The sequence below is a fragment of the Candidatus Stoquefichus massiliensis AP9 genome (genome assembly GCF_000455285.1).
Lineage (GTDB): Bacteria > Bacillota_I > Bacilli_A > Erysipelotrichales > Coprobacillaceae > Stoquefichus > Stoquefichus massiliensis.
The window spans coordinates 285,380-312,235 of sequence record NZ_HG005284.1; the positions used below are offsets into that span (position 1 = coordinate 285,380).

General features: G+C 32.2%; 37 protein-coding genes. 9 read left to right on the forward strand and 28 right to left on the reverse strand.

Features of this window, described 5'->3' with window-relative positions:
* Positions 1–4: 4 nt before the first annotated feature.
* The 12 genes from BN350_RS01530 to BN350_RS01595 all read right to left on the reverse strand — a co-directional run bounded on the left by BN350_RS01530 (position 5) and on the right by BN350_RS01595 (position 9,285).
* The gene (locus BN350_RS01530; protein ID WP_028042021.1) at positions 5–424 is read right to left on the reverse strand and encodes a Panacea domain-containing protein; all 420 of its coding nucleotides are present in this window, start codon (positions 422–424) and stop codon (positions 5–7) included.
* A gap of 84 nt (positions 425–508) precedes the next feature.
* A complete protein-coding gene (locus tag BN350_RS01535; RefSeq protein ID WP_028042022.1) occupies positions 509–1,042 on the reverse strand; it encodes a hypothetical protein in 534 nt (177 codons plus the stop codon).
* 313 nt (positions 1,043–1,355) lie between these two features.
* Positions 1,356–1,793 (reverse strand): RusA family crossover junction endodeoxyribonuclease, encoded by a 438-nt coding sequence (locus BN350_RS01550; RefSeq protein ID WP_044600054.1) that lies wholly within the window; start codon positions 1,791–1,793, stop codon positions 1,356–1,358.
* Complete coding sequence (locus BN350_RS01555; RefSeq protein WP_028042024.1) at positions 1,777–2,493, reverse strand: hypothetical protein; 717 nt, start codon at positions 2,491–2,493, stop codon at positions 1,777–1,779. Before BN350_RS01555 ends, BN350_RS01550 begins: the two co-directional genes overlap by 17 nt.
* A gap of 11 nt (positions 2,494–2,504) precedes the next feature.
* On the reverse strand, positions 2,505–3,881 hold the full coding sequence (locus tag BN350_RS01560; RefSeq protein ID WP_028042025.1) for a PcfJ domain-containing protein: 1,377 nt from the start codon (positions 3,879–3,881) through the stop codon (positions 2,505–2,507).
* On the reverse strand, positions 3,856–4,332 hold the full coding sequence (locus BN350_RS01565) for a Cas9 inhibitor AcrIIA9 family protein (RefSeq protein WP_028042026.1): 477 nt from the start codon (positions 4,330–4,332) through the stop codon (positions 3,856–3,858). The genes BN350_RS01560 and BN350_RS01565 overlap by 26 nt, the downstream gene beginning before the upstream one ends.
* Positions 4,333–4,355: 23 nt before the next feature.
* Positions 4,356–5,135: a DnaA ATPase domain-containing protein gene (locus tag BN350_RS01570; protein WP_028042027.1), complete on the reverse strand. Its 780-nt coding sequence runs from the start codon at positions 5,133–5,135 to the stop codon at positions 4,356–4,358.
* Between the two features lie 189 nt (positions 5,136–5,324).
* A complete protein-coding gene (locus BN350_RS01575; protein ID WP_028042028.1) occupies positions 5,325–5,651 on the reverse strand; it encodes a helix-turn-helix domain-containing protein in 327 nt (108 codons plus the stop codon).
* An 8-nt stretch (positions 5,652–5,659) separates the two neighbouring features.
* Entirely contained in the window at positions 5,660–6,052 is a 393-nt protein-coding gene (locus BN350_RS01580; RefSeq protein WP_028042029.1) for a hypothetical protein, read from the reverse strand.
* A gap of 9 nt (positions 6,053–6,061) precedes the next feature.
* A complete protein-coding gene (locus tag BN350_RS18185) occupies positions 6,062–7,048 on the reverse strand; it encodes a recombinase RecT (RefSeq protein WP_044600029.1) in 987 nt (328 codons plus the stop codon).
* Positions 7,035–8,570: a DUF1351 domain-containing protein gene (locus BN350_RS01590; protein WP_028042030.1), complete on the reverse strand. Its 1,536-nt coding sequence runs from the start codon at positions 8,568–8,570 to the stop codon at positions 7,035–7,037. Before BN350_RS01590 ends, BN350_RS18185 begins: the two co-directional genes overlap by 14 nt.
* Entirely contained in the window at positions 8,557–9,285 is a 729-nt protein-coding gene (locus tag BN350_RS01595; protein ID WP_028042031.1) for a Rha family transcriptional regulator, read from the reverse strand. Before BN350_RS01595 ends, BN350_RS01590 begins: the two co-directional genes overlap by 14 nt.
* A gap of 116 nt (positions 9,286–9,401) precedes the next feature.
* Between BN350_RS01595 and BN350_RS01600 the strand changes: the two genes are divergently transcribed.
* Complete coding sequence (locus BN350_RS01600) at positions 9,402–10,109, forward strand: hypothetical protein (RefSeq protein WP_028042032.1); 708 nt, start codon at positions 9,402–9,404, stop codon at positions 10,107–10,109.
* Here the strand turns inward: BN350_RS01600 and BN350_RS20480 are convergent.
* The 8 genes from BN350_RS20480 to BN350_RS01645 all read right to left on the reverse strand — a co-directional run bounded on the left by BN350_RS20480 (position 10,106) and on the right by BN350_RS01645 (position 13,133).
* On the reverse strand, positions 10,106–10,276 hold the full coding sequence (locus BN350_RS20480) for a hypothetical protein (protein ID WP_155849087.1): 171 nt from the start codon (positions 10,274–10,276) through the stop codon (positions 10,106–10,108). The genes BN350_RS01600 and BN350_RS20480 overlap by 4 nt on opposite strands.
* An 11-nt stretch (positions 10,277–10,287) precedes the next feature.
* Positions 10,288–10,998: a YqaJ viral recombinase family protein gene (locus BN350_RS19825; protein WP_028042033.1), complete on the reverse strand. Its 711-nt coding sequence runs from the start codon at positions 10,996–10,998 to the stop codon at positions 10,288–10,290.
* Positions 10,991–11,113 (reverse strand): hypothetical protein, encoded by a 123-nt coding sequence (locus BN350_RS21585; RefSeq protein ID WP_261797072.1) that lies wholly within the window; start codon positions 11,111–11,113, stop codon positions 10,991–10,993. The genes BN350_RS19825 and BN350_RS21585 overlap by 8 nt, the downstream gene beginning before the upstream one ends.
* Before the next feature lie 93 nt (positions 11,114–11,206).
* A complete protein-coding gene (locus tag BN350_RS01620; RefSeq protein WP_028042034.1) occupies positions 11,207–11,455 on the reverse strand; it encodes a hypothetical protein in 249 nt (82 codons plus the stop codon).
* Positions 11,448–11,696 carry a hypothetical protein gene (locus tag BN350_RS01625; RefSeq protein ID WP_028042035.1) on the reverse strand — a complete coding sequence of 83 codons (249 nt, stop codon included), beginning with the start codon at positions 11,694–11,696 and terminating at the stop codon, positions 11,448–11,450. Before BN350_RS01625 ends, BN350_RS01620 begins: the two co-directional genes overlap by 8 nt.
* A 91-nt stretch (positions 11,697–11,787) precedes the next feature.
* Positions 11,788–12,258 (reverse strand): helix-turn-helix domain-containing protein, encoded by a 471-nt coding sequence (locus BN350_RS19830; protein ID WP_049945482.1) that lies wholly within the window; start codon positions 12,256–12,258, stop codon positions 11,788–11,790.
* Between the two features lie 469 nt (positions 12,259–12,727).
* Positions 12,728–12,904, reverse strand: a complete 177-nt coding sequence (locus tag BN350_RS20790; RefSeq protein WP_187117087.1) for a hypothetical protein — start codon at positions 12,902–12,904, stop codon at positions 12,728–12,730.
* Position 12,905: 1 nt separating this feature from the next.
* A complete protein-coding gene (locus BN350_RS01645) occupies positions 12,906–13,133 on the reverse strand; it encodes a helix-turn-helix domain-containing protein (RefSeq protein ID WP_028042037.1) in 228 nt (75 codons plus the stop codon).
* A 162-nt stretch (positions 13,134–13,295) separates the two neighbouring features.
* Here BN350_RS01645 and BN350_RS01650 point away from each other — a divergent pair, with 162 nt between their 5' ends.
* Genes BN350_RS01650 through BN350_RS01660 form a run of 3 tightly spaced genes read left to right on the forward strand, consistent with a single transcriptional unit; the run spans position 13,296 to position 14,937 of the window.
* The gene (locus BN350_RS01650) at positions 13,296–14,006 is read left to right on the forward strand and encodes an XRE family transcriptional regulator (RefSeq protein ID WP_028042038.1); all 711 of its coding nucleotides are present in this window, start codon (positions 13,296–13,298) and stop codon (positions 14,004–14,006) included.
* 1 nt (position 14,007) lies between these two features.
* Positions 14,008–14,190 (forward strand): hypothetical protein, encoded by a 183-nt coding sequence (locus BN350_RS01655; RefSeq protein WP_028042039.1) that lies wholly within the window; start codon positions 14,008–14,010, stop codon positions 14,188–14,190.
* Between the two features lie 9 nt (positions 14,191–14,199).
* Positions 14,200–14,937: a hypothetical protein gene (locus BN350_RS01660; RefSeq protein WP_028042040.1), complete on the forward strand. Its 738-nt coding sequence runs from the start codon at positions 14,200–14,202 to the stop codon at positions 14,935–14,937.
* Positions 14,938–14,951: 14 nt separating this feature from the next.
* On the opposite strand, the gene BN350_RS01665 is transcribed toward BN350_RS01660, so the two are convergent.
* Positions 14,952–15,134: a hypothetical protein gene (locus BN350_RS01665; protein WP_028042041.1), complete on the reverse strand. Its 183-nt coding sequence runs from the start codon at positions 15,132–15,134 to the stop codon at positions 14,952–14,954.
* A 308-nt stretch (positions 15,135–15,442) separates the two neighbouring features.
* Here BN350_RS01665 and BN350_RS01670 point away from each other — a divergent pair, with 308 nt between their 5' ends.
* Positions 15,443–16,573 (forward strand): site-specific integrase, encoded by a 1,131-nt coding sequence (locus tag BN350_RS01670; RefSeq protein WP_028042042.1) that lies wholly within the window; start codon positions 15,443–15,445, stop codon positions 16,571–16,573.
* A gap of 188 nt (positions 16,574–16,761) precedes the next feature.
* Here the strand turns inward: BN350_RS01670 and BN350_RS01675 are convergent, their stop codons facing one another.
* Positions 16,762–17,490 carry an acyl-[acyl-carrier-protein] thioesterase gene (locus BN350_RS01675; protein ID WP_028042043.1) on the reverse strand — a complete coding sequence of 243 codons (729 nt, stop codon included), beginning with the start codon at positions 17,488–17,490 and terminating at the stop codon, positions 16,762–16,764.
* A 125-nt stretch (positions 17,491–17,615) separates the two neighbouring features.
* Between BN350_RS01675 and BN350_RS01680 the strand changes: the two genes are divergently transcribed.
* Positions 17,616–18,104, forward strand: a complete 489-nt coding sequence (locus BN350_RS01680; protein WP_028042044.1) for a hypothetical protein — start codon at positions 17,616–17,618, stop codon at positions 18,102–18,104.
* A 28-nt stretch (positions 18,105–18,132) separates the two neighbouring features.
* Here the strand turns inward: BN350_RS01680 and BN350_RS01685 are convergent, their stop codons facing one another.
* From BN350_RS01685 to BN350_RS01695, 3 genes are all read right to left on the reverse strand, one after another.
* A complete protein-coding gene (locus BN350_RS01685; RefSeq protein ID WP_028042045.1) occupies positions 18,133–19,086 on the reverse strand; it encodes a hypothetical protein in 954 nt (317 codons plus the stop codon).
* A 110-nt stretch (positions 19,087–19,196) separates the two neighbouring features.
* Positions 19,197–20,939 (reverse strand): ABC transporter ATP-binding protein, encoded by a 1,743-nt coding sequence (locus BN350_RS01690; protein WP_028042046.1) that lies wholly within the window; start codon positions 20,937–20,939, stop codon positions 19,197–19,199.
* Entirely contained in the window at positions 20,939–22,642 is a 1,704-nt protein-coding gene (locus BN350_RS01695; protein WP_028042047.1) for an ABC transporter ATP-binding protein, read from the reverse strand. Before BN350_RS01695 ends, BN350_RS01690 begins: the two co-directional genes overlap by 1 nt.
* Positions 22,643–22,742: 100 nt before the next feature.
* Here BN350_RS01695 and BN350_RS01700 point away from each other — a divergent pair, with 100 nt between their 5' ends.
* The 3 genes from BN350_RS01700 to BN350_RS01710 are packed head-to-tail and all read left to right on the forward strand — an operon-like array spanning position 22,743 to position 24,322.
* Positions 22,743–23,603, forward strand: a complete 861-nt coding sequence (locus BN350_RS01700) for a LysR family transcriptional regulator (RefSeq protein WP_028042048.1) — start codon at positions 22,743–22,745, stop codon at positions 23,601–23,603.
* Between the two features lie 4 nt (positions 23,604–23,607).
* A complete protein-coding gene (locus BN350_RS01705; protein WP_028042049.1) occupies positions 23,608–23,901 on the forward strand; it encodes a hypothetical protein in 294 nt (97 codons plus the stop codon).
* A gap of 1 nt (position 23,902) precedes the next feature.
* Positions 23,903–24,322 (forward strand): DUF6120 family protein, encoded by a 420-nt coding sequence (locus BN350_RS01710; RefSeq protein ID WP_028042050.1) that lies wholly within the window; start codon positions 23,903–23,905, stop codon positions 24,320–24,322.
* Between the two features lie 37 nt (positions 24,323–24,359).
* On the opposite strand, the gene BN350_RS01715 is transcribed toward BN350_RS01710, so the two are convergent.
* The 3 genes from BN350_RS01715 to BN350_RS21175 form a co-directional block, all read right to left on the reverse strand.
* Positions 24,360–25,478, reverse strand: coding sequence for an Ldh family oxidoreductase (locus tag BN350_RS01715; RefSeq protein ID WP_028042051.1), 1,119 nt, complete (start codon positions 25,476–25,478; stop codon positions 24,360–24,362).
* A gap of 61 nt (positions 25,479–25,539) precedes the next feature.
* Positions 25,540–26,424: a YitT family protein gene (locus tag BN350_RS01720; RefSeq protein WP_028042052.1), complete on the reverse strand. Its 885-nt coding sequence runs from the start codon at positions 26,422–26,424 to the stop codon at positions 25,540–25,542.
* Positions 26,417–26,856 (reverse strand): peptide chain release factor-like protein (locus BN350_RS21175; RefSeq protein ID WP_044600030.1); only part of this gene is annotated, 440 nt, incomplete at its 5' end. The genes BN350_RS01720 and BN350_RS21175, both read right to left, overlap by 8 nt.

The window sequence follows — 26,856 nt, forward strand, 5'->3', positions numbered from 1 at the left end:
TAAATTATCCCCTTTCCCTAATTAATTCTTTTGGAATAATTTTTTTATAGCCAGAGCCATTATTATACACCTGATCCCAAGCTCCACCTAAAGAATGAGTTTTTTCAACCAAAACCCAAGGATCCATTACTCTTAAACGCTCGATAGTTTCATTTATATCTAGTTTAATCTTCTCATCCAAATTATTATCATATTCTCTATCAATTGGCATAGCCCCATAACTACAAAATATGTTATATAATTGAGGGATAACCGGTCCATATGGCCACGCCTCAAAATCCTCTCTAATAAACCATCCCGCATGTTTAAGCCTATCTTTCTGTATAAAAAACAAAATTTTTTGTAGTTGCAAGTTACTTATTGGTTCGTTATCTTGTGAACATTTTGAAAGTATATATTTTGCAATTTCAATAACATTAATCATATAATTCATCCCCTTATGTTTATAATATACCTCATCTCTCAAAAAAATACAACTCCTACACATTCTATAAAAAAAGACACCAAACTACAGTATCTTTCTCAAAATGTTACTTGCTTTACGATAAACATCACCATTATTCTCAATCCTATACTTCTTCATAACCTTTTTAAAGCCAATCGCTTCGATGTAAATATCTTTAATGAATTGCCTATCATCTTCACTCATTTCTTCCAAAGCCTTCTCAACATTCGCTATACGAGACATCAGAACCCACTTGCGATTGTAATAAACATAATTGTTCAGCTGGTAGAACTTTCGCAACTCTTCATTAGCTTTGTCTTTCTCTTCTGTCAATCTGTTTATCTTCTGGTCAAGAGATTCAACATGTCCACCCAAACCATCACCCTTACCAGGTGATTTTATTTTTTGGATTTCCTCGTCACTCTGGTAAACTTTTTCCTGTCTTGTGATGACTTCCTTAGCATATTCAACATCAAGACAATTTAATTCGTTCTTGAGATGTTTGTAATTCTTGATATCAGACCTCAATAAATCCAACGATCTAACTCTTCCTGAATCTGCAAGTTTCTGTAATAATTCCTTTTCTAATTCATCCACCTTATCAATCCTCCTAATCCTTGTATGCTATTAATATCAAGGCAGCACAACCCCAGGCACTGTTAAAGAACCAGCAAAGGAATGCTGTCAAAGCAAGCACTCCTAATTTGTAAATACAATCACACACTACCTTGTACTTCTGATCATTAAACATATTCTAATCCTCCCTACTTTCTGCATTCCTGATTGTTAATAATATAAATACCAAACCTGGTACTCCAATAACCGTATAGATAAATCCTAACACAGCAAAGAAATTAATTATCCCATTAGGCATTTACTTCACCTTCCTTTATAAGATTCTTAACCTTTCTTAACTTCTGAACAGCTCGCCATTCTCACTTAAACATATCACGAGCTTCTCTTCCTTATTCCAATGCCTAAGGACATGGATCTCATTCACCTGCGTATCGTCCTGATAAGCAATCTTATTCAAAGCATCAAGCACGATTTTAATCACATTGTCAATATCAGGTTTCTTTCCTGGCCATAAACTGTTCTTTAATTTTATAAGTTTATTCTTCTTCGTATCTGACTTGTTAGGAGCGAAACAGATATACATAGATATTCTTACACTCTTTTGTGAAATATAGCTCGTATGCTTTAAATATGAAGCTTGTATGAGTTTTTCGTATGTCACTGTATTTTTATCTGTATATGTATGACCATTTTTCATGAATCTCGGTCTGCCCTTACCCCTAACTTTACCAGGTACTTCAAACACTAAACCATAACTAGGCCATTGGGTCATCGTCTTCATCGTCAAACGATTCCTCAATGTATTCATCATCGTCAAACTCTTCAGGTGGTTCTTCTACTGGTGGATTGGCGTTGATTGCATCCATAATCTTTTCAGCAATTCCCTGATTATTCTCATAAGCATCAATTTTCATCTGTGTTGAATCTTCAACATCAGGAACAACAACGCTATCTGTAAAAACAAGATAAATGTCACAATAGTCATCCTGACTCCTTATAATCAGGCAATCTTGCCCATTATATATTTCAAATTCAGTGAATGCCTTCAGATAAGAGATATCATCGTCTCTAATCCATTTACCTGAATCCATTGCTATCTTGGCGATTTTATGATCATAATCCTTTGACATTTCAGCAATCCACTCTTTGGAATGAATTCGACTATCTACAAAATCGATAATATTGTAGTAGAGTTTTTGTGTATCGAAATCAAGTCCACTTAAAGCATCCAATACAAATGACTTGTTTGGAAGCTGCTTCAGTTCATATTGATATGTTGCAAAGTCATAAGACTCTACGAGTGTTTCTTCATTTTCTTTTGAAATGAATACTCCACAGTACCCTAATGTATAAAAGTAAAGTTTATTCAAATTACCAACAATAGCAGTTCTGTCACTTGTCTTTCCAAAAATCTTATTTACTACGTCCAGCAGCTTATATAGCTGTTTTTCTTCTTTTGTTATTTTCATCATGTTTCACTCTCCTAATAGTTTTGGTAGATTGTTGTACCGAAACGATACTTTTTTGCCCATTTCTTAATGAATCTAGATACTGCATCTATTGGATCACAGTTATGTAACCCTCTGACCTGATTAATCTTTTTATCCTTTAATTCCAATGTGTAGAAGGGATGAAGCACATCATCACGTTTTCTAATCAAAAATATAGTGGTCTCTCCTCTTGCGTACTTATTCGTATAGGTCCTTACACAGTGATGAAGCTGCTTACTTTCTTCTATTAAATCCTGAACACTATTTGCTGGAGTAATGACATATTCATTATCTGCATAGCGATATTTAAATAGCGTCTTAATCACCTGTTCTTGAATCTTATCCGTTACAATCTTTGACTCATTGATTTTTATTTTATCTTGCATATCATCATGAGCTTTTTTAAAATTTTCTGGATACCTGACTGCTGATGTTAAAGGAATCCCTAAGATATTACAGAAGCCTATGTAATCAATATAGTCACTGCTATATGAACTGTATTCATATCCATATGTGTTTGAACGGTCTACCTTGTCAATGTATTCAATTAGTTTTTTAGACATTGGATAATTCCTTTGCAGAAGAATATCGTAAATAAATATTTTATGCTTAGAATCAAGACCATATTTTCTGATGTTATCTTTATGTTTCCTGTAGTACTTCAGACCGCCCTGACGACTACATAAATTTATGATTTCTAGTTCACTTTTATCATCAATTCCAAGAAGTTTATATCCCTTCTGTGACCATCTTAAGCAGTTCATGCTTCCTTGTACGACATCCATAAGACCCATTTTAGCTATAATTTCCATCTGTGGATGCTTTTCGTACTGATAAAGGAACCAGAATAATCTTTCATCTTCAAGCCCGCTCTCCTTGAACCCACAATACTTATGTTTAGTTTGCTTAAGCAAATGTTCATAATCATTTAATCTATAATGGCTGATATACTGACTTGAATAGCGCTGACCATAGCTGATCATGAATCTCTCATTGGTGCTTCTTTCCCACTCACAATTATTATAGGATTTCCAGTAGATCATCCTGATTCCACCATATGAAGCAACATATATTCCTTTGTTGATTTTATATCTTGAACCAGCCAGGTAGCGCTGAACTTCATAGATGTTACAGTATTGCTTAATCTTCTGTTCCCACTTCTGGTTGACATAGAACACTCTTTCAATCAGCCTTTCATTCCATATCTCAAACTTTGATATGTAAAACTCATTGACTATTGAATCTTTTTTTCTGTTCTTCCATACTGATTTGTCATTCATGTCATAGAGATAACATTCAAATTGTTCAATATCGAGTGCATCAAGATGTGCCTTCGATAAATCATCAAGAAACTTTTCCATGCTCGTCATAGTAGTGTCGCCCCCATCCATAAACGATGTCATCTGATAGATAGCCTTCCTTTTCTGCATCTTCAGGAAATGCATCTATCAACTCCTGTGGTACAGTTATGAATGCTCCATTTTTTGCATGCTTTCTAGCTTGCGATTGAATGTATTCATACATCCCTTCAATAGACACATATGGATGTTCCATTTTTTCCTTGATATCAGGATATTTCATAAGCAGATATCTAACGATCACTTTTTCCTGAGGTCCTGCCTTTTTTAACTGCTCATCAAATGTCGGTACTGTAGATGTTTCTAATTCATCCTTTTTGCCTTCTTTTTTCTTCACTGATGGTTTTTCTTCTGTTTTAGGTGTTACAGACTGTAATTCCTTATTTTGCTTTGTAATAGGCGTATTCTGTGCCTTTTGCTTTTCTTGCTCCTGTTTCATCATTTCAAAAAAATCTAATGCCATTTTTAGTTCCCCTTTCTGTTTTTTTATACTTTGCTTTTCTTTATGCGATAGTTGTTGCTCTGTGTCTTGGGAATCCTGATCAAGTAATCCTGACACATCTCAGCAATTCTATAAGCAATTGCTTCATCAAGTTCACACAACTGTTTAAAGGAGCGTTCACTCGATATAATTGTTTTCAGCCGATTGTTATATCGGTAATTAATTAAATCAAATGCAATGTTCTTGATATCGTATTCAGTATCTGCACCTTTGAATAAATCATCTATGTATAAAACTTCAACTTGCTGATATTCCCTCATAAGGTCCTTGCTGGCAACGTTCTTCATGTTCTCCTTGTAGAATGTTGCAAAATCATTCCATGCAAGATAGCGAACATCCTTGTACATTTCCATGAAGGCATTGCAAATAGCTGAGCAGATATGTGTCTTTCCTGCACCGCTTTGTCCCAGCATGCAGAACCAGCAATTGTTATCAGTTCTAACATAATGTGCTGCTGTGTTTTTAACTTTCTTTTGCCATTCTTCTTTGGCTTCATAATTCTTAACCCTATGTTTCAGAAGTTCTCCCAATCCACTTTCATCGGCTAACCGTTTCACTTTTCTAAGATGCATGCATTTACAACTTACAAGAGATTGTGTAACACCATTGTCATCATCAAGAAGAATATATCCTTTGTTCTTGCATATAGGACAGTCAATACCATCCAAATCATTAAGGTGTCCAATTTCATCATTAGCTAATTTTGTTATATCACACTGAATTTCAGAATTTCCGTTATTTAGGAAATTTTGTATTTTATCCAATTACTTATTCACCCCTTTTTGAAATATTTATATTCATGAAAATTTGGCTTGCTACTATATAACATATAGAAGACTAATATATATATAAATATATTCTTATATTCTTAAATTCTTATATATATAGATAGATGTGGGGATTTATTCCTCACATAGTGGGGAAAATTTCCTCACTTAATGGGGATTTATTCCTCACATGACATCATTCAAACTATCCTGATAAAGGTCATAATTTTTCACTTTTATTATTGAAATTTTTCCACTTTTTCTTACACTAATGACTTTCTCATCAATCAATATATTTAGACTTTTCCTAATTGTCTTTCTATCTTTTTTTAGGTCTTCAGCAAGTTCTGAGACACTGATTTTCAGTTCACCACGCTTCTCATCATCACTATCAAACCATGAAGCTTCTAAAATTATATGAAAGAAGAGGAGCATAGTGTTTGCATCAGTATAAAACTTATTACGCTTAAGTTTTCTATGAAATTTAACGAAACCCTCCTCATTCTTTTTCATATCTTTATTTAACCTTCTATCAGTGCACAGTGATTAATTAAATCATCCAGTTTGTACTCTTTTCCAGTTTCCAAGAACTTGAATAATTTTTGTTTGGACCAATTCTGATAGAATACTTCAATATCACATTCATCTGGTCCATGCCATATTGACATATCATTATCCTCATCTATCATGATTCCGATAATTTCATTATCTTTCCAGTAGTTCATCAGCATCCATTCTAGTTCATTAACATAGAATTTTTCTGGCACTTCTGCTAAAAGGTTCTTTTTAGTAGGCAGTTTCTCAACGCCTTCAATAAATATTGCAATACTAGGAATAACATTATCTTTGGTAATTGTTTTCGCCTGATTAATGCTTATTTCATTTTCCATTAATAACTTAGTAATAAGATTCATATGTACCTCCTACGCCATTGGATCATCTTCAATGTCAACAGTTGCTATTTCCTGCTGGAGATCAGTTAAATCCAATGATGGTGAAGATGTTTCCTGTTCGATTTGTGGAGTTTCTATAGTTTGTTGCAAATCATTATCAATGATATCTGGATGATCAACATATTCAGGCTTTAAATCCTCTGTGATAACTGCCTGATCACTTTCAACAGCTCTTTGCATTTCAGTTGATAGTAAACCATGTTTAGATAACAGTTGTCTTAACATCGTCTTTTTCGCCATTTCATCAAAGTTCTTATACCAGAATGATGAATACTTCCATAAATCTTTTTGAGGAATTTTACCTTCCTGAAGTTCATGGTATTTCTGCAAACTAAATGCTTGAGAAAATTCATCAGCATGTTTTAGCATCTTTTCCTTAGACCAGTAAATACGCTTGATATAACCATTTTTCATCTCAAAATAAGCCATATATCCAATAATAGGAAGATTCTCTCTTATTGCATCATCATCCACAAATTCAAACTCAGGCTTTCCAGTTAGTCGATTACGCCCTTTATATTCACCCTCACGAATTTCAATGGCATCTATATCAATATATTCTCCAGTTCTAATTGCTAATTGAAGGTAACCTTTATATCCCAACTGAAACTGTGCTTCTGTTTTTTCAGGAGAGATAATTTGTCCTGTCTGTTTATCATATTTTGCTTTTTTCTTATATGGAACCATATAGAAGTATCCAAGCTGAGGGCTAGGCTTCAAATGTAAACTTTGTCCTAATAACGCTGCACTGATGATTGACTGTGAATCACATTCAGCTAATGCTGGATTATTATTGACCGCACTTGTGATTGATGTAATAAACTCCTGTGCATCAGTACGACCAACCATCTGATAAATCTTTGTCTTCATCAAATCAGAACCCATAAGATTATTGAATGCTTTAATTCCATTCATAGGAAGATTTTTACTTTTACCTGTTAAACTATTTTGTACCATTGTTATTTACCTCCTGAGTACATAAGTATTCTTTTACTTCACCAGTATTTGGATCAGATAATCTTCTTTTCTCTAGCTTTCTTTCTACATATTTAAAATCTTTGAACATCATTGATAATAATTTCAATACGCTACTAAAAGTCTTTATTGAGCCAAAAGGGCCGCTAAATGAATATGTATATTCAAATGTCTTGCCTTGATGTTTTTCTGGTGTTGATACAACCAAAGCCATCAATTTTTGATTATCTGCCTTCGCTAATACCTCACCAGTCTTATCATCACTGAGAATTGTCACATTTTTCGTATCTGTGACGTTTTGAATACTTTCGACTTGTTGATTGTCTTTTTGCATTTGTTGCTGAGATTGAATATTTTGAGTCTGTTTTTGAACAGCAACATCAACAGTTTTCTTAATGATTGCAATATCCTGATTCATACGTTCCTGTACCGCTGGCATTGGAGTACCTTTCTTATAAAGTTCAACATATGTATCTACGTTGAGCGAACCGTCAACTCCTCTAGCAATCGCTAACTGCTTAACTGTTGACTCAATAGTTGCAATGTCATTTTTTTCCTGAGTATATTCATTAATCAGTCTTTGAATTTCTGCTTTGATTGCATCTGATGTTTTTTTAGTTAGATTACCTATTTTAGTAACAGCATCCTTATTCAACCATTTTTCATCAAATTTGAATTCATTGACTTGCTTTTCTGAAATAGATTCATTTTGAAAACATGTCATCAGTTCAGGCATAATATGCGCCTTGAAGAATTCTTTTGTTTTTTCTTCTTTTTCTTCTTCCTCAAATACCTGTATATCTGCTTTTATTGATTTAGATACATCCTTTAGCGTGTTGATTACCTCAGTAAAGGCTTTTGAAAACGGATCTGTAAATTTTTTAACTTCTTTATTAAAGAATGCTCTCTGCTCTTCTAATGCTTTAGCCTTAGCATTCAAATCAGTGACTACCTCTTTAATCTCAGTAAAATTCTCTCTTGTAACAACGATATTTTCTTTCTTTTTGACTATTTCAATGACTTTATCCTTTACTTCAAGAAGATTTCCAGAACATTTAGCTGGAGTAATTGTTCCAATAGTCAATTGGTTTAATACCTCTTTCAAGGAAATCTCATTCTCCACTTCTTTCACTTCTGTATCAATTGGTTCCTGCGCCATTGGATCATCAGCAATCAATGCTTCATCAGGCTGCTGCACAATGCCTGTGGAACTGTCACCAAACAAGCCAAGTTGTTCTTCAAAGGCTTCATTAAATTCCTTTAAAGAATAGTTACATCCAACATTTGCAGGATGATCATATCCAACAAACATTCCTATTTCATCACGATAGAAAGCAATACGCTTATTAACTGTAAGATGCAGCTGTGTTGCTGGTGTACCATCACTCAAGAACAAGTTTTTAATTCCCATGAACTCTTTTAGTTTTTCAAACTGTTCTTGTGTTTCAACGATAATCGCACTCATGCATCCTAAAAATTCACTTTGTACATTATTTCGCTCCATTTTCCTTTTCCTCCTCAAAATTTAAAGATAACTGTTCAATAACAACTAATGTTGCCTTGCTTGGCTCCCAATCATTAATAAAATCCAAAACTGTTTTAAAATCCTTAGCTTTCAACTGACTACGACATTCTGCATTTGTAATCACCTTAATTTCACGATTGATAGATTTGTATAACTCACTTTTCTGCTTTTTATTAGGATTCAAATGATAAGCCTGAATAATATGATTAATACGTTCTCTTACTCTTGTATTGATAAGATGATATTCTCCAGGATTGAGAAGTTTGTTTTCATCTAACTCTTTTACTTTCTCCTCAATATTATCAACACGTTTAGCTGTATTTTCTTGTGCCATAATAGTAAGTTGTAAAAGTTCTCTTGGATCAGTTGGCAGTTGCTGCTGTACCTCCATGTCATTAAATGCATCTACATACATTGCAGTGAAGATAACACCTTTTTTACCAGTTATTTTGTTAGCTACCATCTCACAGCCTTTCTTCGTGAGCATATAACAAACTCTTGTTTCACCCTTTCCATCTTCGTAAGCACTTGGAACAAAGAAATCTAACGGGCGCAATTTTTCGCTGGTTAAAATATCGTCATAATTTCTAATTTTCTTCAATAAATCTTTGTGTTGCATATTTAAAGCCTCAGCAACAAGTCGGCTATCTATTGTTTGTTGACCGTTCATGTCAACAATTTTTAATTTATTCATTGTGAATAACTCCTTTCTTTTTTTACAAAACTTAACATTTTTCACCATTTACTTTATAATGAGTATATAAGTATTTAGTGGTACTTAAATCCAATTAGAAAGTGAGGTGATTATAAATGTCAAAAAAATGTTTTGTTGTTTGTCCAATATCTGATGAAAATACAGAAATTCGCAAAAGATCAGATCAACTTTTAAAACATATAATCAAACCTGCTTGTCAAGAATGCGGATTTGATGAACCTGAACGAGTTGATTTAATGGCTAACCCTAACTCAATAACTGATAAAATTCTTGAATGTCTTCGTACATATGATTTAGTCATAGTAGATTTAACAGGTCATAATCCAAACGTTTTTTATGAATTAGGGTATAGAGTAGCATTATCAAAACCTCTAATTCAATTAAAATCAAAAACTGACACCATTCCTTTTGATGTAGCTAATATCAACACCATTGATTATGATTTGCAAGACCTTGATGAAGCTGATAAAACAAGAACACGATTATCTGCAATGATAAACACATTTGAATTTGATTCTGCCGATAGTGAAGATACACAATTACCAAATACAAACACTTTATCTTCTACTATTTTGCAAGAATTATATGCAATCAAAGATGATGTATCTGTCATTAGAGAACAAACAAAATCTTTAGATATTAGCGCGATTTCTGTACTTGCAGATAAACTAACTGCTACAAATCAAAAAACTGATAACCAAGTATTAATGGAAGCAATTCTTCCTAAGATACTTGAAAATCCGGAATCACTTGTAAACCTATTTAAACTAAGTGAAAAATTTCAAAATGGTAATAAATTTTAATAGGTAATGTCTTTTAAAATTTCTTGGAACATAGTTTCAAGAAATTTTTTTGTCTTTTCCAAATCGGAAGAATTAACATTTTCTAAAGAAATTGACATTTTTATTGTCTCTTTGCTATTTTCAAAAAAATATTCTACAGACTGTGTTTTTATCTTTTTTTCAATCATATAACTCCCTCCTATCTAAAATTCATCTGCATGAATGGTGGTGGAACATTGTCCTCCAGCCTTTTCCAGAATTTTTTCTCTTCTTGAATGATGTAATTTATATCATTGATATGATCATCCCAATAAATATCAACTTCTCTAGTCTCTTGACCCTTTCTATCTTTTCTATATTCAAAATCTAACTGTGCATAAACAACAACGTGCTTAATCTTCGTTGTGGCCATATAATGGAGTACCTGGCAATAATAGGCATCTGGAATTTTTTCAATCCATACTTGTTGCTCATTATCCCAATAGCCCCACTCATCTAACATTTTTTTATTTTGGATAGTAGTTGTCTTGATTTCTAGAATAGCCTTATCACTATTCTCATCTAAGAACGCACCATCAAGATTGGCATTCATAAAAGCATATTCTTTAGACTTTAAAGAGATATGCTTTGTATCCGCTGATGTATACTCTGGATGCAGTGCATAGAATACATCTATAAGTGGCTGTTCAAGACGATTGCCCTTTTCGATTGCTGGATTGCTGATATGTTCTACTGCATTGCCTTTCTTTTCCATAAAAAGTTGGTAAGGTGTCTTATACTTGCTTAGATTAAGGATAACTGCCACCTCACTGCCACCAATACCTGTTTTTCTTTGTTCAAGCCATTCATCACTTTTATCAACTGTTTCGTAGACATGGCACTGATCAAAGAACTCATGAACATCAATCATCAAGTGACCTCAATTCTTCCTGAAGTTCACGTCTATACTGAAAATCCTCTTGAGTCATATGATCCTTCATATCCAGCAAAAACAATTCCATTTCAATTTCTTCTTTTCTTGTCATCTTCATTCCTCCTAATATACATTCTTAATACTTAACGCTACTGTAAGGGTCCACGTCATGAACCAGTAGCCGATACAGTAATACTTATCTGTTCTATCCATAGATCATCACCAATCCAAAAAGAATGATTGTCACAATCCAAGAACTGATCAATACAAAGCCTTTGACTCTGTCTTTCTTTTCCTTTGGTTTGAACTTCATCCAAAGCAATTCTGGCTTGCTGATGGTCATCAAAGGATTTGTGTTCGTCTTCTTAGCCATATGTTCAGTTCCTTGGCATAATAGAACCAATACACTTCCAAATAGGAACGAACCTATCACAGTTTCAATAATCTCACTCATGACGAAACCTTGCTCTGTTGACAATTTCACAAATCTTTTTCATTTGAGAATTCATGTCTTTCCAAAACTTAGCATTTGATGCCATGTTTTTATACTTTGGAGTTCCATCTTCATTTAATTCTAGGGTTAATTCTTCACAAGCCTGTTGTTCTCTGCTGCGATAATCAGATGATGCAAACAAATATAAATCCAAATCATTTGCTTGCTGTTCTGTTAATTCAATAACAACTTTCTTTTCCATACTTGATTTCTCTCTTTCCATCACTTACAATATAAGTGATTAATTTTAACGAATTAATTTTTGAGTCGCTGTTGTCGCAGCGGCTTTTTCTTTACATTCCATGAACTTCATTGTAGGCCTTAATCATTTTTACTTTATTGCCCAGGTCATAGCCCAAATAAGCTTCTTGGAACTTCTCTATTTCCTTCTGTGGAAACATAAATGATGCACCAGTTTTAATAAAGTTTAAAATACCTACATCTTTCATACTGAGAATCTGTTGTCTTGTGGTTCCAATTAATTCAGCAACCTCTTCAGTTGTAAGCATCTTTAACCCTGCCATACCTTCATCCTCCTCTCTTAGATACTTTATAAACGTGACATTTACAAAGTTGCCTGATACATAGCTTAGACATTCACCATACTCATATCCATTCTTTTCGGCAATACGGTTGAGTGCTGCCTGTCTGAAATGCTTCAGCGATGGGTTAAATGCTGACATCAGATCCTCATCTGTAAAATCAACATCCCTTTCAAGAATTGCAGTCATCTGGACTAATCTAGTCACTTCATTTACTTGCATAATTCAAATCCCCTTTCTTTTTAATTTTTTTATTTCCTCATTCACAAATGTGCATGTCTCTTTGAACGTTTCAAATACTTCATCCCTATGTTTTGCAACAACAAAATCAGTATATATTTTTGAAAGAGTAACACTTAATATAATTGTCAAGATTACTTCCAATTCCTCTCACCACCTTCTATTTTGAATAGTTCTTCAATATTTTGTATATTTAAGATGCTTTATTTTGTTTCCAAAATCAAAAATATACAAAAACTAACTATTGAAATATAGAACGAATAATATAAGAAACAATCCGGTTTCATATTCTTATTGGAATCTAGTTTCCAACAAATCCACTCTACAATGAAATCTGGAACAACAAATAATCCATAAAAAACGATTGGCATAAGTAAATAACTTAATGGATTCATATATCACCCTTCTTCCTTTTCTACAATTTGTAGGCTGTCTTTATTCTGATTCATTACTAAATACATATAAAAAATGCAATTAGGAATATAGCACCTAAACTATAGAAGATAAAAACTGGTTTTATTAACCTTTTATAGTCGCTCACAATTCCCATTCCAAGTAGTAAAAAACTTCCTATACTACTTGATAAAACAAAACCCAACGCACAACATAAACATAAAATTATCTTCATATCAATTATCACCCATAAAGTTATCACCCATAAAGTTTTTGGAGTTTTCCAAAAGATAATCAATATCTGTTTTAAATAATTTAGCGAACTTTATTAACGCCGAACTGGGAATATCTGTTTCTTCATTAATCCAGTTGTAATACGTTTTAAGAGAAATACCCATTTTTTTTGCCAATTCGTCTTGAGATAATCTTTTACGTACCCTTTCTGCTTCAATATTGTTGAGCATTTTACCACTCCTTTCTGCTCGTTTTGAGCTTTTCTATACATATCATAACTCCGTATTGGGCACTTGTCAATAATAATTTGAAATAATTTGCTCGTTTTGAGCATTTTTTTATTGTAAATATGTAATAATTTATATATAATGTTGTTAAAGAAGGTGATAATAATGACTTTTGGTCAACGATTAGTACAATTAAGAAAAGAAAACGGATTTAAAACAAGAAATGAACTTGCTGATAAATTAAAAATTCCAAGTACAACTTTAAGAAATTATGAGACTGATGTTAGGGAACCAGGTCATAAATTTTTAAAAGAAATTTCAGAATTTTTCAACGTTTCAGTTGATTATTTATTATGTCTAACAGACGAAAAAGAAGTACTTAATTCTTTTCGATTAAAAACAGCAGAATATGAGCATATAAAAAAATACCGCAACTTAGATAGTCACGGTCAGGATTTAGTAGATACAGTTTTATTGAAAGAATATGATAGATGCATTAAAGAACCAGAAGAAAAATGTGAAACAGTATTAAAGCCTAGTTATCAATGCGGTCTTAGTGCTGGTACGGGGCTTTATGTGTTTGATGATGTTCCAAGTGAACAAATTGAAGTACCTATTGAATTTAAAGATATTGATTTTGTTATTGGTGTCAATGGCGATTCAATGGAGCCAACATATAGTAATGGTGAAAAAGTTATGATAAAGAAACAAGAAGTACAGATTGGTGAGATTGGGGCTTTCATGATTAATGGCGAGGCATACATAAAAGAGCGTGGAAAAATGGGGTTAATATCCCACAATAAAAAATATCCCATTAAAGAATTCAACGATGGTATGAGAATTGAATGCATTGGGAAAGTAGTAGGTAAATTATAAAATGAACTACAAAACCAGACGAGAAGCATTAGACTTTATTTTAAAACATGAGTTAGATACATACCCACCTCTTGACTTTGATAGTATGAGTGATGAAGAGATATTTGAACATGCTGACGAAGTTTATGAGTTATTGGAAATTATGAGAAAGAAAAGCAAGTTAAAAGACTTGAGTAAGAGTTAGAGAAAAAATATGCCAAAAAAGGAAACTATTCGATTTGTTCTTTTATTAACAGCAGCCACTATTACAATAGCAATCATTATTTTGATTTTTAGTTGGTTGTGTTATTTAATCCCAATTGATTTCCCTGGCACAGTAGGAGAATGGATAACAGCATTATCTACTCTATCGGCTGGTGCATTAACTTTAATAGGTGTTTGGTGGACAATATCATCACAAAATGAAATAAACAGAGGAAAAGAAATGAACGAACAAAAAGCATATCTTGGTATCAAAAAAATTAATTTAGATCCATCACATATAAATTGTAAATTATCCATAAAGCCTAGTATCGTATTAAAAAACACTGGAAAAACAACTCTTTTCTCACCAATGGATTTAGGTGCCTATTATAAATCTGATATGCCAGGTATTGATATTTGTATTGCATCTGAATATGGAGGAAATTTTGCTGACTCCTCATTTATAGATCCACATGATGAAGTAGAAATTTTTTATCCAAAAATGGAAATTGAAAACTTTAAAAACGAATCATATTTGTATATGTTAATCGGATACCAGAATATATATGATCAAATGGAATACATATGTTTTAAAATTACAGTACATAAATTATTAGCAGATATTAAAGTAAAAAATATTGACACATTATCTTCTTCTGAAATTATTAGTATATTGCATAATTTTAAGCATCTAGACAGTACCATAAAAGAAGATATACAAATCAAACTCAAGCACAGTATGCATTAAAATTATGAAATTGTTTAATATTCATACTTATCAGCAATCCCAATCGGACCTGGTGCACCAGTAAGCCCTACATCCACGTGCACTTTTAATTCTTTCCATAAGATATTATAGATGACTTGTCTAGATTCTTCAGACAAAAGTTCATCTGCCAGTTTTATGAAATTAGAAATGTCATTGCTTTTATTTGTATCATTCATACTTATATCACTCCTATCTGTTATAAGTATAACTAATATCCAATTTAAAATCAAATAAAAAAGTCCTAAGCCCACACGGGTAACTTAGGATCTACCGCAATAGGCTCTGTAGAGTATCTATCGCTACACTAGAATTATAACATAAAAACTCCCCTGCTACCAACAGGAGAGTAATAAGTGTGTGCTGCCAACACAACACTAAGTACGATTGAAAACTGCCTGACCAGCAAGTTCTTTTTATCGTACTCCTATTATAACTTAAGATAACACATAATTCAAGAGAAGTTAAAAAGGAGGATCAATTAATCATGAGTATTACAGAAAGGAAACTAAAGAATGGGAAAGTTGTGTATGACAATGCTTTTATGTACAAGGGTACACGATATAAGAAAGGTGGGTTTAAGACAAAAGGACAAGCTGAAAATTGGGAAATAGAAGTTAAGTATGAAGTAAATAAAAATGGATCATTCCATATTGAAACAAAAAAGACATTTGCAGACGTATACACCGAATGGTTTGAACTGCACAAAGATGAATATGCAATCAATACAATCAAGAACTATCAAAGTTCATATGCAAAAATTAAGTGTCATAAAATAGCTAAGATGAAGATCAGCACAATCAATTACACAATAATCCAGACATATTTTAATGAACTGTCAAAAAAGTATGAGTATGGTACATGCAAGAATGTATTAAAAATATTCAATGCTGTCTTTAAGCACGCTATTAGATCCAACTACCTTCAGACTAATCATATGCCTTATGTTATCCTAAAAAAAGATGAACATAAGAATAATGATCAGGGAAAGACAATATCATATGAAGATTTCATAACAATATGTAATGAATTTGTTGGATGTCATGATATCTTTAATAATCGTGCTATGGTTATTGCGTTAAAAATAGGATATTACACTGGTGCAAGAGTAAGTGAAGTTTTAGCACTTAGTAAAAATGATATTGACTTTGAAAACAATACCATCAACTTTGACAAAAGATTAGACAATAGATCAAAGGCTGGAGAATCGTTTACAACTAAGATGAAGACCAAATCATCTTATGCCATTGTTCCTCTTGCTGAGCCACTAAAAGATGTACTACTGGAATGGTTTCAGGAAAACCCATATGACAACATCTGTGTCTATGAAGATGGCAATTACATTGAATATGCCTGGCTACAGAAAAAGATTCAAAATGTATCCAAAAAACTTAATATTCCATTTCATTTTCATATGCTGCGCCATACTTTTGCTACAACACTTGTTACAAACGGAATTAGTCCAGAGATTGCAAAGAAGCTATTAAGACACTCAAGTATAAAAACAACAATGGACCTTTATACACATATTGATATTGATGTTGAGAAACAGGCACTTGATAGCGTGTTTAGCAGTCAATTACCCCAAAATTACACCAAAAGAGATTTATTGTCATAAATTCAATCCATTGTACATAGATAAAATATCTAAAAAGAATTGATAAAATCAGCATAAAAGAAAAAACCACCATAAAGGTAGTTGTTTCTCTATCTGTATTCTATACGGGAAAACGAATACTATTATAGATATTTGGGACGAGTACATAATAGCACAATTTTTATCATAAAATTTTCAAATTATGAAAATTATCTCTTATTAAAATAAATTTCTATTGTAAAATAAATAATTCCCTGATTTCCACGTCCTTCAACAATATACCTTGTTTTATCTTGTCCAAGATATAACTCTACATTTTCTAAAGGTCGTATTTCTTTCTTATATTGAATATTTAGATCACTGATAAAGAAATCTTTATGTATCTGATAATCAATAATATCTAATGCCCATTGAACATAACGTGTATTATTCATATGCTGATTGGTATCTACATCACTATAAAGAACCTGACGAGTTGTCTTATAATCCATTGGAATATTTATATTTATTGATTGAGGCTCATCTAAATAAATATCATGAAGCACTTCAGGCATCATAATACCTATCTTTTTAGGAGAAACAATACGCCTTTTTTGAATATTTATAAGAGTCCATATTGATGAACAATGACCAATTTCTTTTTTATTCTTCTTTATAAAATAATATCTTGGAAATGCCACAAAAGAACCATTATTGATGATTGTGGATAATTCAATCATATCTTTATAATAAATAGGTTCATCTAAATGTAAACTTTGCTTGGCTACAACCCATCCATATTGTTTCATCATTTCCTCATTCCACATACCTAATTCTTTAGCATTGATTGTTGCTATTTCAGAAAAACGATTTAATAGATGACATAACTGATATTGCCCCATATAATCTACTTCACATATTTCTATTTGTTTTGTTTCATAAGTTCGTAAATTTTTCATCTTTTTCACATCCTTGAGGAGTATTATATACTAAATGATCGAAGATTTCACACATTTTCCTTTTTTTCTTTGCGTTAGTATAAGAATATATGTATAATAATAACATATGAAAGGAAGTTTGATGTATGCAGGAAATTATTTTATCAATTTTTTCATTTCTTTTACTTATCATTATTATTTGGTTTACTTATACAATCGCAAATATCTTTGTAACCATTTATCGTTGTAAAAAACAAGACCATTCTTTAGCATTTTGTTTTAATACAACTGGTAAAGTCTTCTACAGTATTCTGACAATACTTTATGTTGTTGGATTTATTGGTGGGATAATTGCAATGGTTTATGGACTTTTTAATGATAGTATGACGATTTATCGTAATGGATTAAATGTTGCTGCTTTTATTTGTGTTGTATTTGCCTATTTTGCTTCGACATTAGTTATGATCGGAAGAAAGAATATGATGGTCGGAAGAATGATGATTGATTATCGTAAACTCAAAAAAGTTAATTTTACTTATAACAATAAAATGTCATTCGTATATGCCCAAAAAGATTATAGTTTCTCTACTCGCTTTGTAGATAAAACAGAATTAAGAAAAATTATTTCTAAATAAACAAAATCCCTCAAATTGAGGGATTTTCTTATTCATAATATGCAAATGGTGCACGATACTCTGGAAACTCTTTACCTATAACTTGATCATATGCCTGTTTATTGGTTTTATAATGACTGGTTAGTAATATTTGTTTAAGTAATTTAAATGCTGTTTCCTCATCATATCCATTTAACAGTTGGTCTTCATTAATAGCTGTGGGTACCAGTGTGCCATCATCCATTCTTCTATATCCAACTTTTGAAAATTGTGTTCCATTTTTATAAAAGATATGCCAATGAGCGATTTTACCAGCACGTTTAATCATTGGAATTTCCTGCCTTAAAAGAACACTTTCTGAATCTATTGTTCGAATATAAACATGAAAATTTCTACCTTGGTATGATTTAACAAATGTTCTAGATACGATATTCCATAAAGGTGCTTCTAATTTCCATTCAGTGGTTAATGGTAAAGTATCTAATAACTTTCCTAATTGTGTTTGTTCAAGTGGACATTTCCCAAAGCGACTTGAGAATAGACTTAAATCATAACCCCCACTCCATAAAGACAATTCATTTGAACCCGTTGATAAATATGTTTTTAGTTTATCAGCAAAGTTCACATAATCAGGATTTGATGCTTTCACAACACTTTTAAAAAACATAAGTTTATCTTCTGTTTTCTTTATTTCCAGATAGACATTTTTACATATTTGTGCATAGTCAGTATCTCCACATGAATAAGTATCAAAAATACTTATATCCGTTGGTGCATCAATTAATGCATTTGCATCCTGATTGATAACTTTTTGTTTGACAATACCATCAATCAGCAATTTCCAGCAAGCAAAAATATCAATTTCACTTATTCCCCAACTAGATAAAGTTGTTTTAAAAATATCATATTGGGGATGATCCTCTGCTCTTTTCAATCTTGAATAATCTCTAAAAAAACTTTCAATACCAATAAATTTTGTTTTATTTGTTTCTGTATATTTCATAATATTCCTCCTATCTATTTCCATTTTAACAAAGATAAATAAGAAAATTGATAGGAACTCATATCATACAAATTAATAGTCTCTATTACAAAGACACAGAGTTCTGTGTCTTAAGATTCATTATTTTCCAAATCAAATTGACTATAGTATAAATGGTGATAAAAGCCATGTTTATCTAATAATTCCTGATGATTACCTTGTTCAATAATTTGACCATGATTCATCACGAGAATTTGATCTGCTTTTTGAATTGTTGATAAACGATGAGCAACAATAAACGTTGTTCTTCCTTGCATCATTTTATCAAAGGCATCCTGAATTTGTTTTTCAGTACGTGTATCTATAGAAGACGTAGCCTCATCCAATATGAGCATAGGAGGCTTTGTGAGCATGATTCGGGCAATACATAAAAGCTGTTTTTGTCCCTGTGATAAATTACCACCATCTTCATCCACAAAGGCATCATAACCATCTTTTAATTGTATAATAAACTTATGAGCATGAGCATTTTTAGCTGCTTCTATAATTTCATCATCAGTTGCTTCACAGCCATAAGCGATATTTTCTTTGATTGTTCCCTTAAAAAGCCACGAATCCTGTAATACCATACCATATAAACTTCGTACATATTCACGCTGCATATCTAATGTATTGATACCATCAATTGTAATATGTCCTGCATTTTGATTATAGAAACGCATAAGTAAGTTAATCAAAGTTGTCTTTCCACAACCTGTTGGTCCAACAATCGCAACGGTCTGTCCAGGCATGGCTTCAACATTTAAATCTTCAATAAGTTTTTGATTCTCATTATATGAAAAGTAGAGATGTTCTATCTTGATATGTCCTTTGACATGATCAATTGTTTGAGGACATTGTATTTTTTCTTCACTTGGTGTATCTAAAAGCTGAAAAACTCTTCCTGCACTTGCGAGTGCAGTTTGTAATTCTGTAAAGACGTTGGATATTTCATTAAATGGTTTTGTATATTGATTGGCATAACTCAAAAAGCTAGAAAGTGTCCCTACTGTTAAATACCCACTCACGACTGATAAAGAACCTGCAATACAAACACTGGCATAAACAATATTATTGACAACACGGGTACTCGGATTCGCAAGTGCTCCTAAAAATTGTGACTTGACTCCACTTATATAAACTCGCTGATTAATCTCTTCAAATCTTTGCTGATTTTCTGATTCATATCCAAAAGCCTTCACAATCTTTTGATTACCAATCATTTCTTCGACATAACCACTTAGTTCCCCACGCAATGCCAATTGTTGTTGAAAAAACTTGTAAGTCTTACTTGCTATTAAAGTCGCTACAACCAGCGATAAAGGCGTTAAAATAATAACAATCATCGCAATTGGAATATTGATATATAACATAAAAGCAATTGTTCCAATAATTGTTGCAAAACCACTAAAAAGATGTGTAAACCCTTGTAGTAAGCCATCACCAATCAAATCAATATCATTAATCATACGACTCAATAAATCACCATGAGCATGTCCATCAATATACTTAAGTGGTAAAGTTACATACTTAGCAAATAATTTTTCACGTAAATCTTTTGTAATAGAATAAGTCACTTTATTTGATAATCTTACAACTAACCAATCAAAAAAACCTGCTATCAAAACACTTCCCATAATGAAGATTATCTTTTGAACCAGTTCTTCAAAATCAACTAAACCAATACCAATAATATGATCAACAGCCTGTCCAATCAAAACTGGTGTTAATAAAGTAAACAAAATTTGCATTGCAGAACATAATAAAGCCAACCATAAATACTTTAAATAAGGCTTACAAAACAATAATAACCTTCTTATCATCTGCTTATTCATTATGCCACCTCCTCAGATAATTGTGAATTTACAATTTCCTGATAAACAGCACAGTTTTGAAGCAAATCATGGTGTTTTCCAATACCAACCAATTCTCCATGGCTTAAAACCAATATTTTATCAGCATGCATAAGACTGCTCACTCTTTGCGAAACAATAATTGTCGTTTGAGATAATTTTTTTAGTGATTGTCTTAATGATGCATCTGTTGCAAAATCCAAGGCACTTGCACTATCATCTAAAATTAGCAGTTCTGGTTTTTTAACAATAGCTCTAGCAATTGTTAAACGCTGTTTCTGTCCACCAGATAAGTTCTGTCCACCCTGAGAAATGAATGTATCTATGCCTTCTTGATACTCTTCTACAAATGTGGCTTGTGCAATCTGTAAAGCATCATATATTTCACTATCAGTTGCATCTTTTTTACCCCAGCACATATTCTCTCTTATTGTTCCTGTAAACAAAACAGCCTTTTGTGGAACAATTCCCATCATCTTTCTCAAAGATTGAAAGGAATACTTTTGAATAGGTAAATCTTTTATATAAATTTGCCCCTCTGTTGCTTCATAAAAACGTGGTAAAAGATTCACTAATGTTGTTTTCCCTGAACCTGTTCCACCTATAATTCCAATTGTTTCACCTTTATTCATTTCAAAAGTCAAATCTTTTAATGCTACACTTCCCTGATAAGAAAAAGAAACATGATCAAAACGAATAAAACTTGGACTATGAGATTCTTTGACCTCCAAAGTCCCATCCTGAATATGAGGATGAATGGCTAACACTTCTTTGACTCTTTTATAGCTTGCACTCGCCTTATTAAAAATAACAATCACATTTGCAAAAACAAACATAGATAAAAGAATCTGATTCATATAGTTAATTAAAGCAATGACTTCTCCCTGAGTCAGATTTCCTACATTAACCTTTAATCCTCCCACATATAAAATCAAAAGAATGGCACAATTAACAATTATACTTGTGCTCGGATTTAAGAGTGCAGATAATTTTGCGACTCTAATTTGCATAGATTTTTGGTTTTCTGTTGCCTCCCTAAATCTTTCTTTTTCTGAGACTTCTTTTGAGAAGGCACGTATCACTCTTATTCCTGATAAATTTTCACGACAAACCAAAGAAACATGATCTAACTGTTTTTGAATTCGCATATAAAGCGGTAATGAACGAGACATAACCAAATAAATAACGAGTCCAAGCAGTGGTGCACTGAATAAAAAGATAAGTGACATCTGCATATCAATACGAAATGCCATAATCAATGATCCAATAATCAAAAAAGGTGAACGTGATACTAAACGAATAGCCATAGCAACAGCAACCTGTAATTGATTCACATCATTTGTTATTCTTGTAATTAAAGATGGTGTTCCAATTTCATCTATATTCTCATAATCATAGGCATTCATGGCCTTAAACATATCATTCCTTAAATATGTACCAAATCCCTGTGATGTTTTAGATGCAAAATATTGACAAACCAAAGCACAGCAATATCCAATAATAGCTAATAAAAATAAAACAATTCCCATTTTTAAAATATACTGAGAATCCATTTTTGATATCCCATTATCAATAATATCAGCCACAACAAGAGGCACAATTAATTCAAAAAAAGCTTCTATCATCTTAAAAATAAAACCTGTTAAAGCTTGAACTCGATAAGGTTTTAAATATTTCATCCACATACAATCATTCCTTTCTTGTTTCATTATAACGGAAATGTTATTATATGTATAATATATATAATATATACTTAACATATTAATTTAATATAGGGGGATCCACATGGATATAAAGCAAATGATTTATTTTAAAACAATTGTAGAAGAAGGAACAATTTCTAAAGCAGCTCAAGTTCTTCATATAGCCCAACCACCACTATCTATTCAACTCAAACAACTGGAAACAGAATTAGGTGTTACATTACTCAAACGAGGGCATCGCAAGGTAGAATTGACACAAGCTGGAAGATTATTTTATAAACGTAGTTTACAAATCATCTCATTAAGTGAAATAACTCAACATGAAATCAAAGAGACTCAAAATGAAATCTTACGTATTGGTATTACCTCTTCCAATTCTGCTCTTATTACTCAAGTTAATGAATCACTTTTAAAAACACTCTTTCGTATTCATGAGGGGACAACTTATGAACTCATTGATCTACTTCTTGCCCATAATATAGACTTAGGTATTGTGCGTACACCTTTTGATCAGAGCCAAGTCAATGCCTCTTTTTTAACTGCTGAGCCTATGGTTGCAGTTGGAAAAGGAACTTACATACAATCTCATATGAAAGATATGAAGGATTATCAAAATCTCCCCCTTATTATCCATCAGCGTTATTTATCACTTATTACTGATTATTGCCTAAAAATTCATTTTAATCCCACAATTAAAATGACTGCTGATGATTGTCGTACATCATTAATATGGGCCCAATCTGGATTAGGTATCGCTATTGTCCCTCAAAGTGCATTAGCCCTTATTCAAGATTCAACACTCAAAACCATTTCTCTTCAAAATAAGGAACTCTATACAGCAGTTGCTTTTATTACTCGTAAAGAAGAAATATTAGATACCAAGATTCAACAATTTATGAACCTCTTTTTACAAAAAGATGCTATAATAAACAACAAGGAGTGAAAATATGATAAATAACGATCATTTTTATAAATCAGAAATGCTTATTCTCTCACAACTCAAAAAACAAGATGCAACTATCGATGATTTATATCTCACTTTTCAATCAGTGAATTTAAATCAGCTCAATAATGGTTCTTTATTAACATCAATATTCTTCTTTCTAGAATCTCATTTAATATCTCAATATTCCCATAACAATACCATTTATTATCACATAGAATCAGCTGGACTTGTTAGATTAGATACTCTCAAAAGACGTTACCATGAAATCCAGAATACAATCGAGGAACTTTTGTAATATGAAAAAGCAATTCTTTCAAAATAAAAACACAAATCAATATTATAAACAAGTCCACAAAGCATTCCCTGTTTTGAGTCAACAAGAAAAAAGATTTCTTCAATTTTTTAAACAAAGCTTAAAAAATTATGAAATCAACCACCCTGATTTACAATACCAGGATTATTTAGAACAATTTGGTCAACCAGAAGTTATTATATCTAGTTATTATGAGCATATTGAGAGTGATTTTATCATACATCATATGAAATCCAGAAAATTTATGAAACGTTCTCTCATTATACTCATTACACTAGCAGTATGTGTTTCAACATATATTATCTATACTTATTATCGTGCATTTCATGAATTTCAAAACAGTCAAATCTATTCTGAACAAATCATTATTGAAGATTATGGCGATACTAATGAAGATGAATAATTAAGAAAAGGTATCGCTATAGAGACGATACCTTTGTTTAATCTTCAAATGGGAAATGATAATTAAGATGTAATCTATCTCTAATTTCGATCATTTCTTTTTGGACTGCTTCCCCTACTGGAACACCTTTATCTTTACGATATTGCCATATCAGATATTCTTTTTCACCAGCTGTATAAATACGTTCTTCACCAGGAGCTTTCATTGAGCCTCTTAAATCACGTAAGATATCCCCTGTCGTTTTCTTAAAAGAATCTAACCCCATAAATGCTTCTGGATCAATAACGATAAAGAAATGTCCTAAATGACAAGGAACTTTATTATGATTTTCATCAAACCCACTTAACGCTCTTAAAAAAGTTCCTTGCTGTAAAGCAGCTGATAATATTTCTACTACTGTTGCATACCCATATCCTTTATATCCAGCAAATTCCTCACCAATACCACCTAAGGGTGCTAAAGCTGCATCTCCAGTTGTTAAATCTTTTAAGATTTGCTGGCTATCTGTCATTGTTTTGCCATCATGTCCAATCACCATACCAGCAGGTGTATCTTCACTATTTCTAGCATAAAATTCAATTTTCCCTCTTTGAATAATTGATGTTGCACAATCTAAAACAAATGGAAATTCTTCATCTGTTGGCATAGCAAAAGTAATAGGATTCGTTCCCAACATATTTTCAACTCCAAATGTTGGAGCAATTGAAGGTCTGGCATTTGTTCCAGTGATTCCTATCATTCCTGCATCACTAGCCATTGTTGCCCAGTATCCAGCAATACCATAATGTGACGAATTACGTACAGCAACCATAGCCATACCAAATTTTTTGGCCTTTTCAATTGCCATTTCCATAGCTTTATGCGATGCTACCATACCCATTCCATCATGTGCATCTAAAACAGCAGTTGTTGGTCCTTCTTTTAAAATTTCAATTTCAGTGACTGGTTTTTGCATTTTCGCATCAATACGGTCTAAATAAATAGGTTTAAAACGATTGCATCCATGGCTCTCAATTCCCCTACGATCACTTTCTAATAATACATCAGCACATATCTTTGCATCAGCACTAGGAACACCAAATCCTATAAAAGCATCAATTAAAAAATCATTCATTAAATCCCAAGGGACAAATGGTCTTGTTTCATGAAAATCCATACTAATTCCTCCTTTCCTTTATTGTATATCAGTCAAAAGAAAAAAGATAGTGAAAACTATCTTAAACATGATCTCTCATTTGTTTATCTAAATCTATATTAGGCAAGGTAAATCCTCGTCCTTTTACACTATGTATTTCACTACCAATGATAAATGCTGTTGGGTCTATATTCATAACCAAATCATTAATTTTTGCATATTCACGATTATTCGCAACACAAAGTACAGCTTTTTGCTGATGATGAAAATAACCCGTTGTCACATTAACAAATGTACATCCACGATCAATTTCCTTAAAAATAGCATCAGCAATTTCTTCATGATGAGTAGAAATGACAAAAACCTGTAAATTCTTTTCGCCCATCACAATCACTTGATCCAAAACAAATGTAGAAACAAAAACAGTAATAATCCCATATAAAATTCCTTCAAAACTTGAAAAGAAAACCTGCCCAACTAATATCATAATATCTAAAACATTAATAGCTAAAGCAACAGAAATTCCAGTTCTCTTATTTAAAATAATAGGTGGAACATCCATACCTCCAGTACTATAACCTAATCTAAAGACAATTCCTAACCCTACACCAGTAAAAATACCAGCATAAATCGCAGATAGTAGGATATCATTTGTGATATTTTGAAATTGGGGAATTGTTTCAAATAAACTTAAAAAGAATGGAAATATAAATGAACTTAAGATTGTTCCAGCTGCAAATTTCTTTCCTAATACAAAGAAACCTAAAACAAGCATAACCATATTAATTCCAAAAACAATAGAAGCATAATTAATAGGAATAAATTCCCCAATAATTAGTGACAAACCCGTTGCCCCACCAACAATCAAGTCAGAAGGAACAGCAAATACAGCAACACCAAATGCAAGAATAGCATTACCAATAATAACTAATACAGTATCTCTTACAACTCTTTTTACACTATGCATTCTTTTCCTCCTTTACAATAGATTTTAAATAAGCATAAATACAATCATCCAAATCACCATCCAAAATAGCCTTAGGATTATTAGATTCATATCCACTACGATTATCTTTCACCATTGAATAAGGATGTAAAACATATGAACGAATCTGACTACCCCATTCAATGGCTTTTTGTTCACCCTTAATATCACTTAACTGAGACGCCTGTTCCTCTAACATTAACTGATAAAGCTTTGACTTTAACATAATCATTGCCTGTTCCTTATTTTGTATTTGAGAACGCTGGGATTGACAAGTTACCACAATATTAGTAGGAATATGGGTAATACGAATAGCTGAATCAGTTTTATTGATATGTTGTCCACCTGCTCCAGAAGCACGATATGTATCAATACGTAAATCATTTTGATTGATTTCAATTTCAATATCATTAT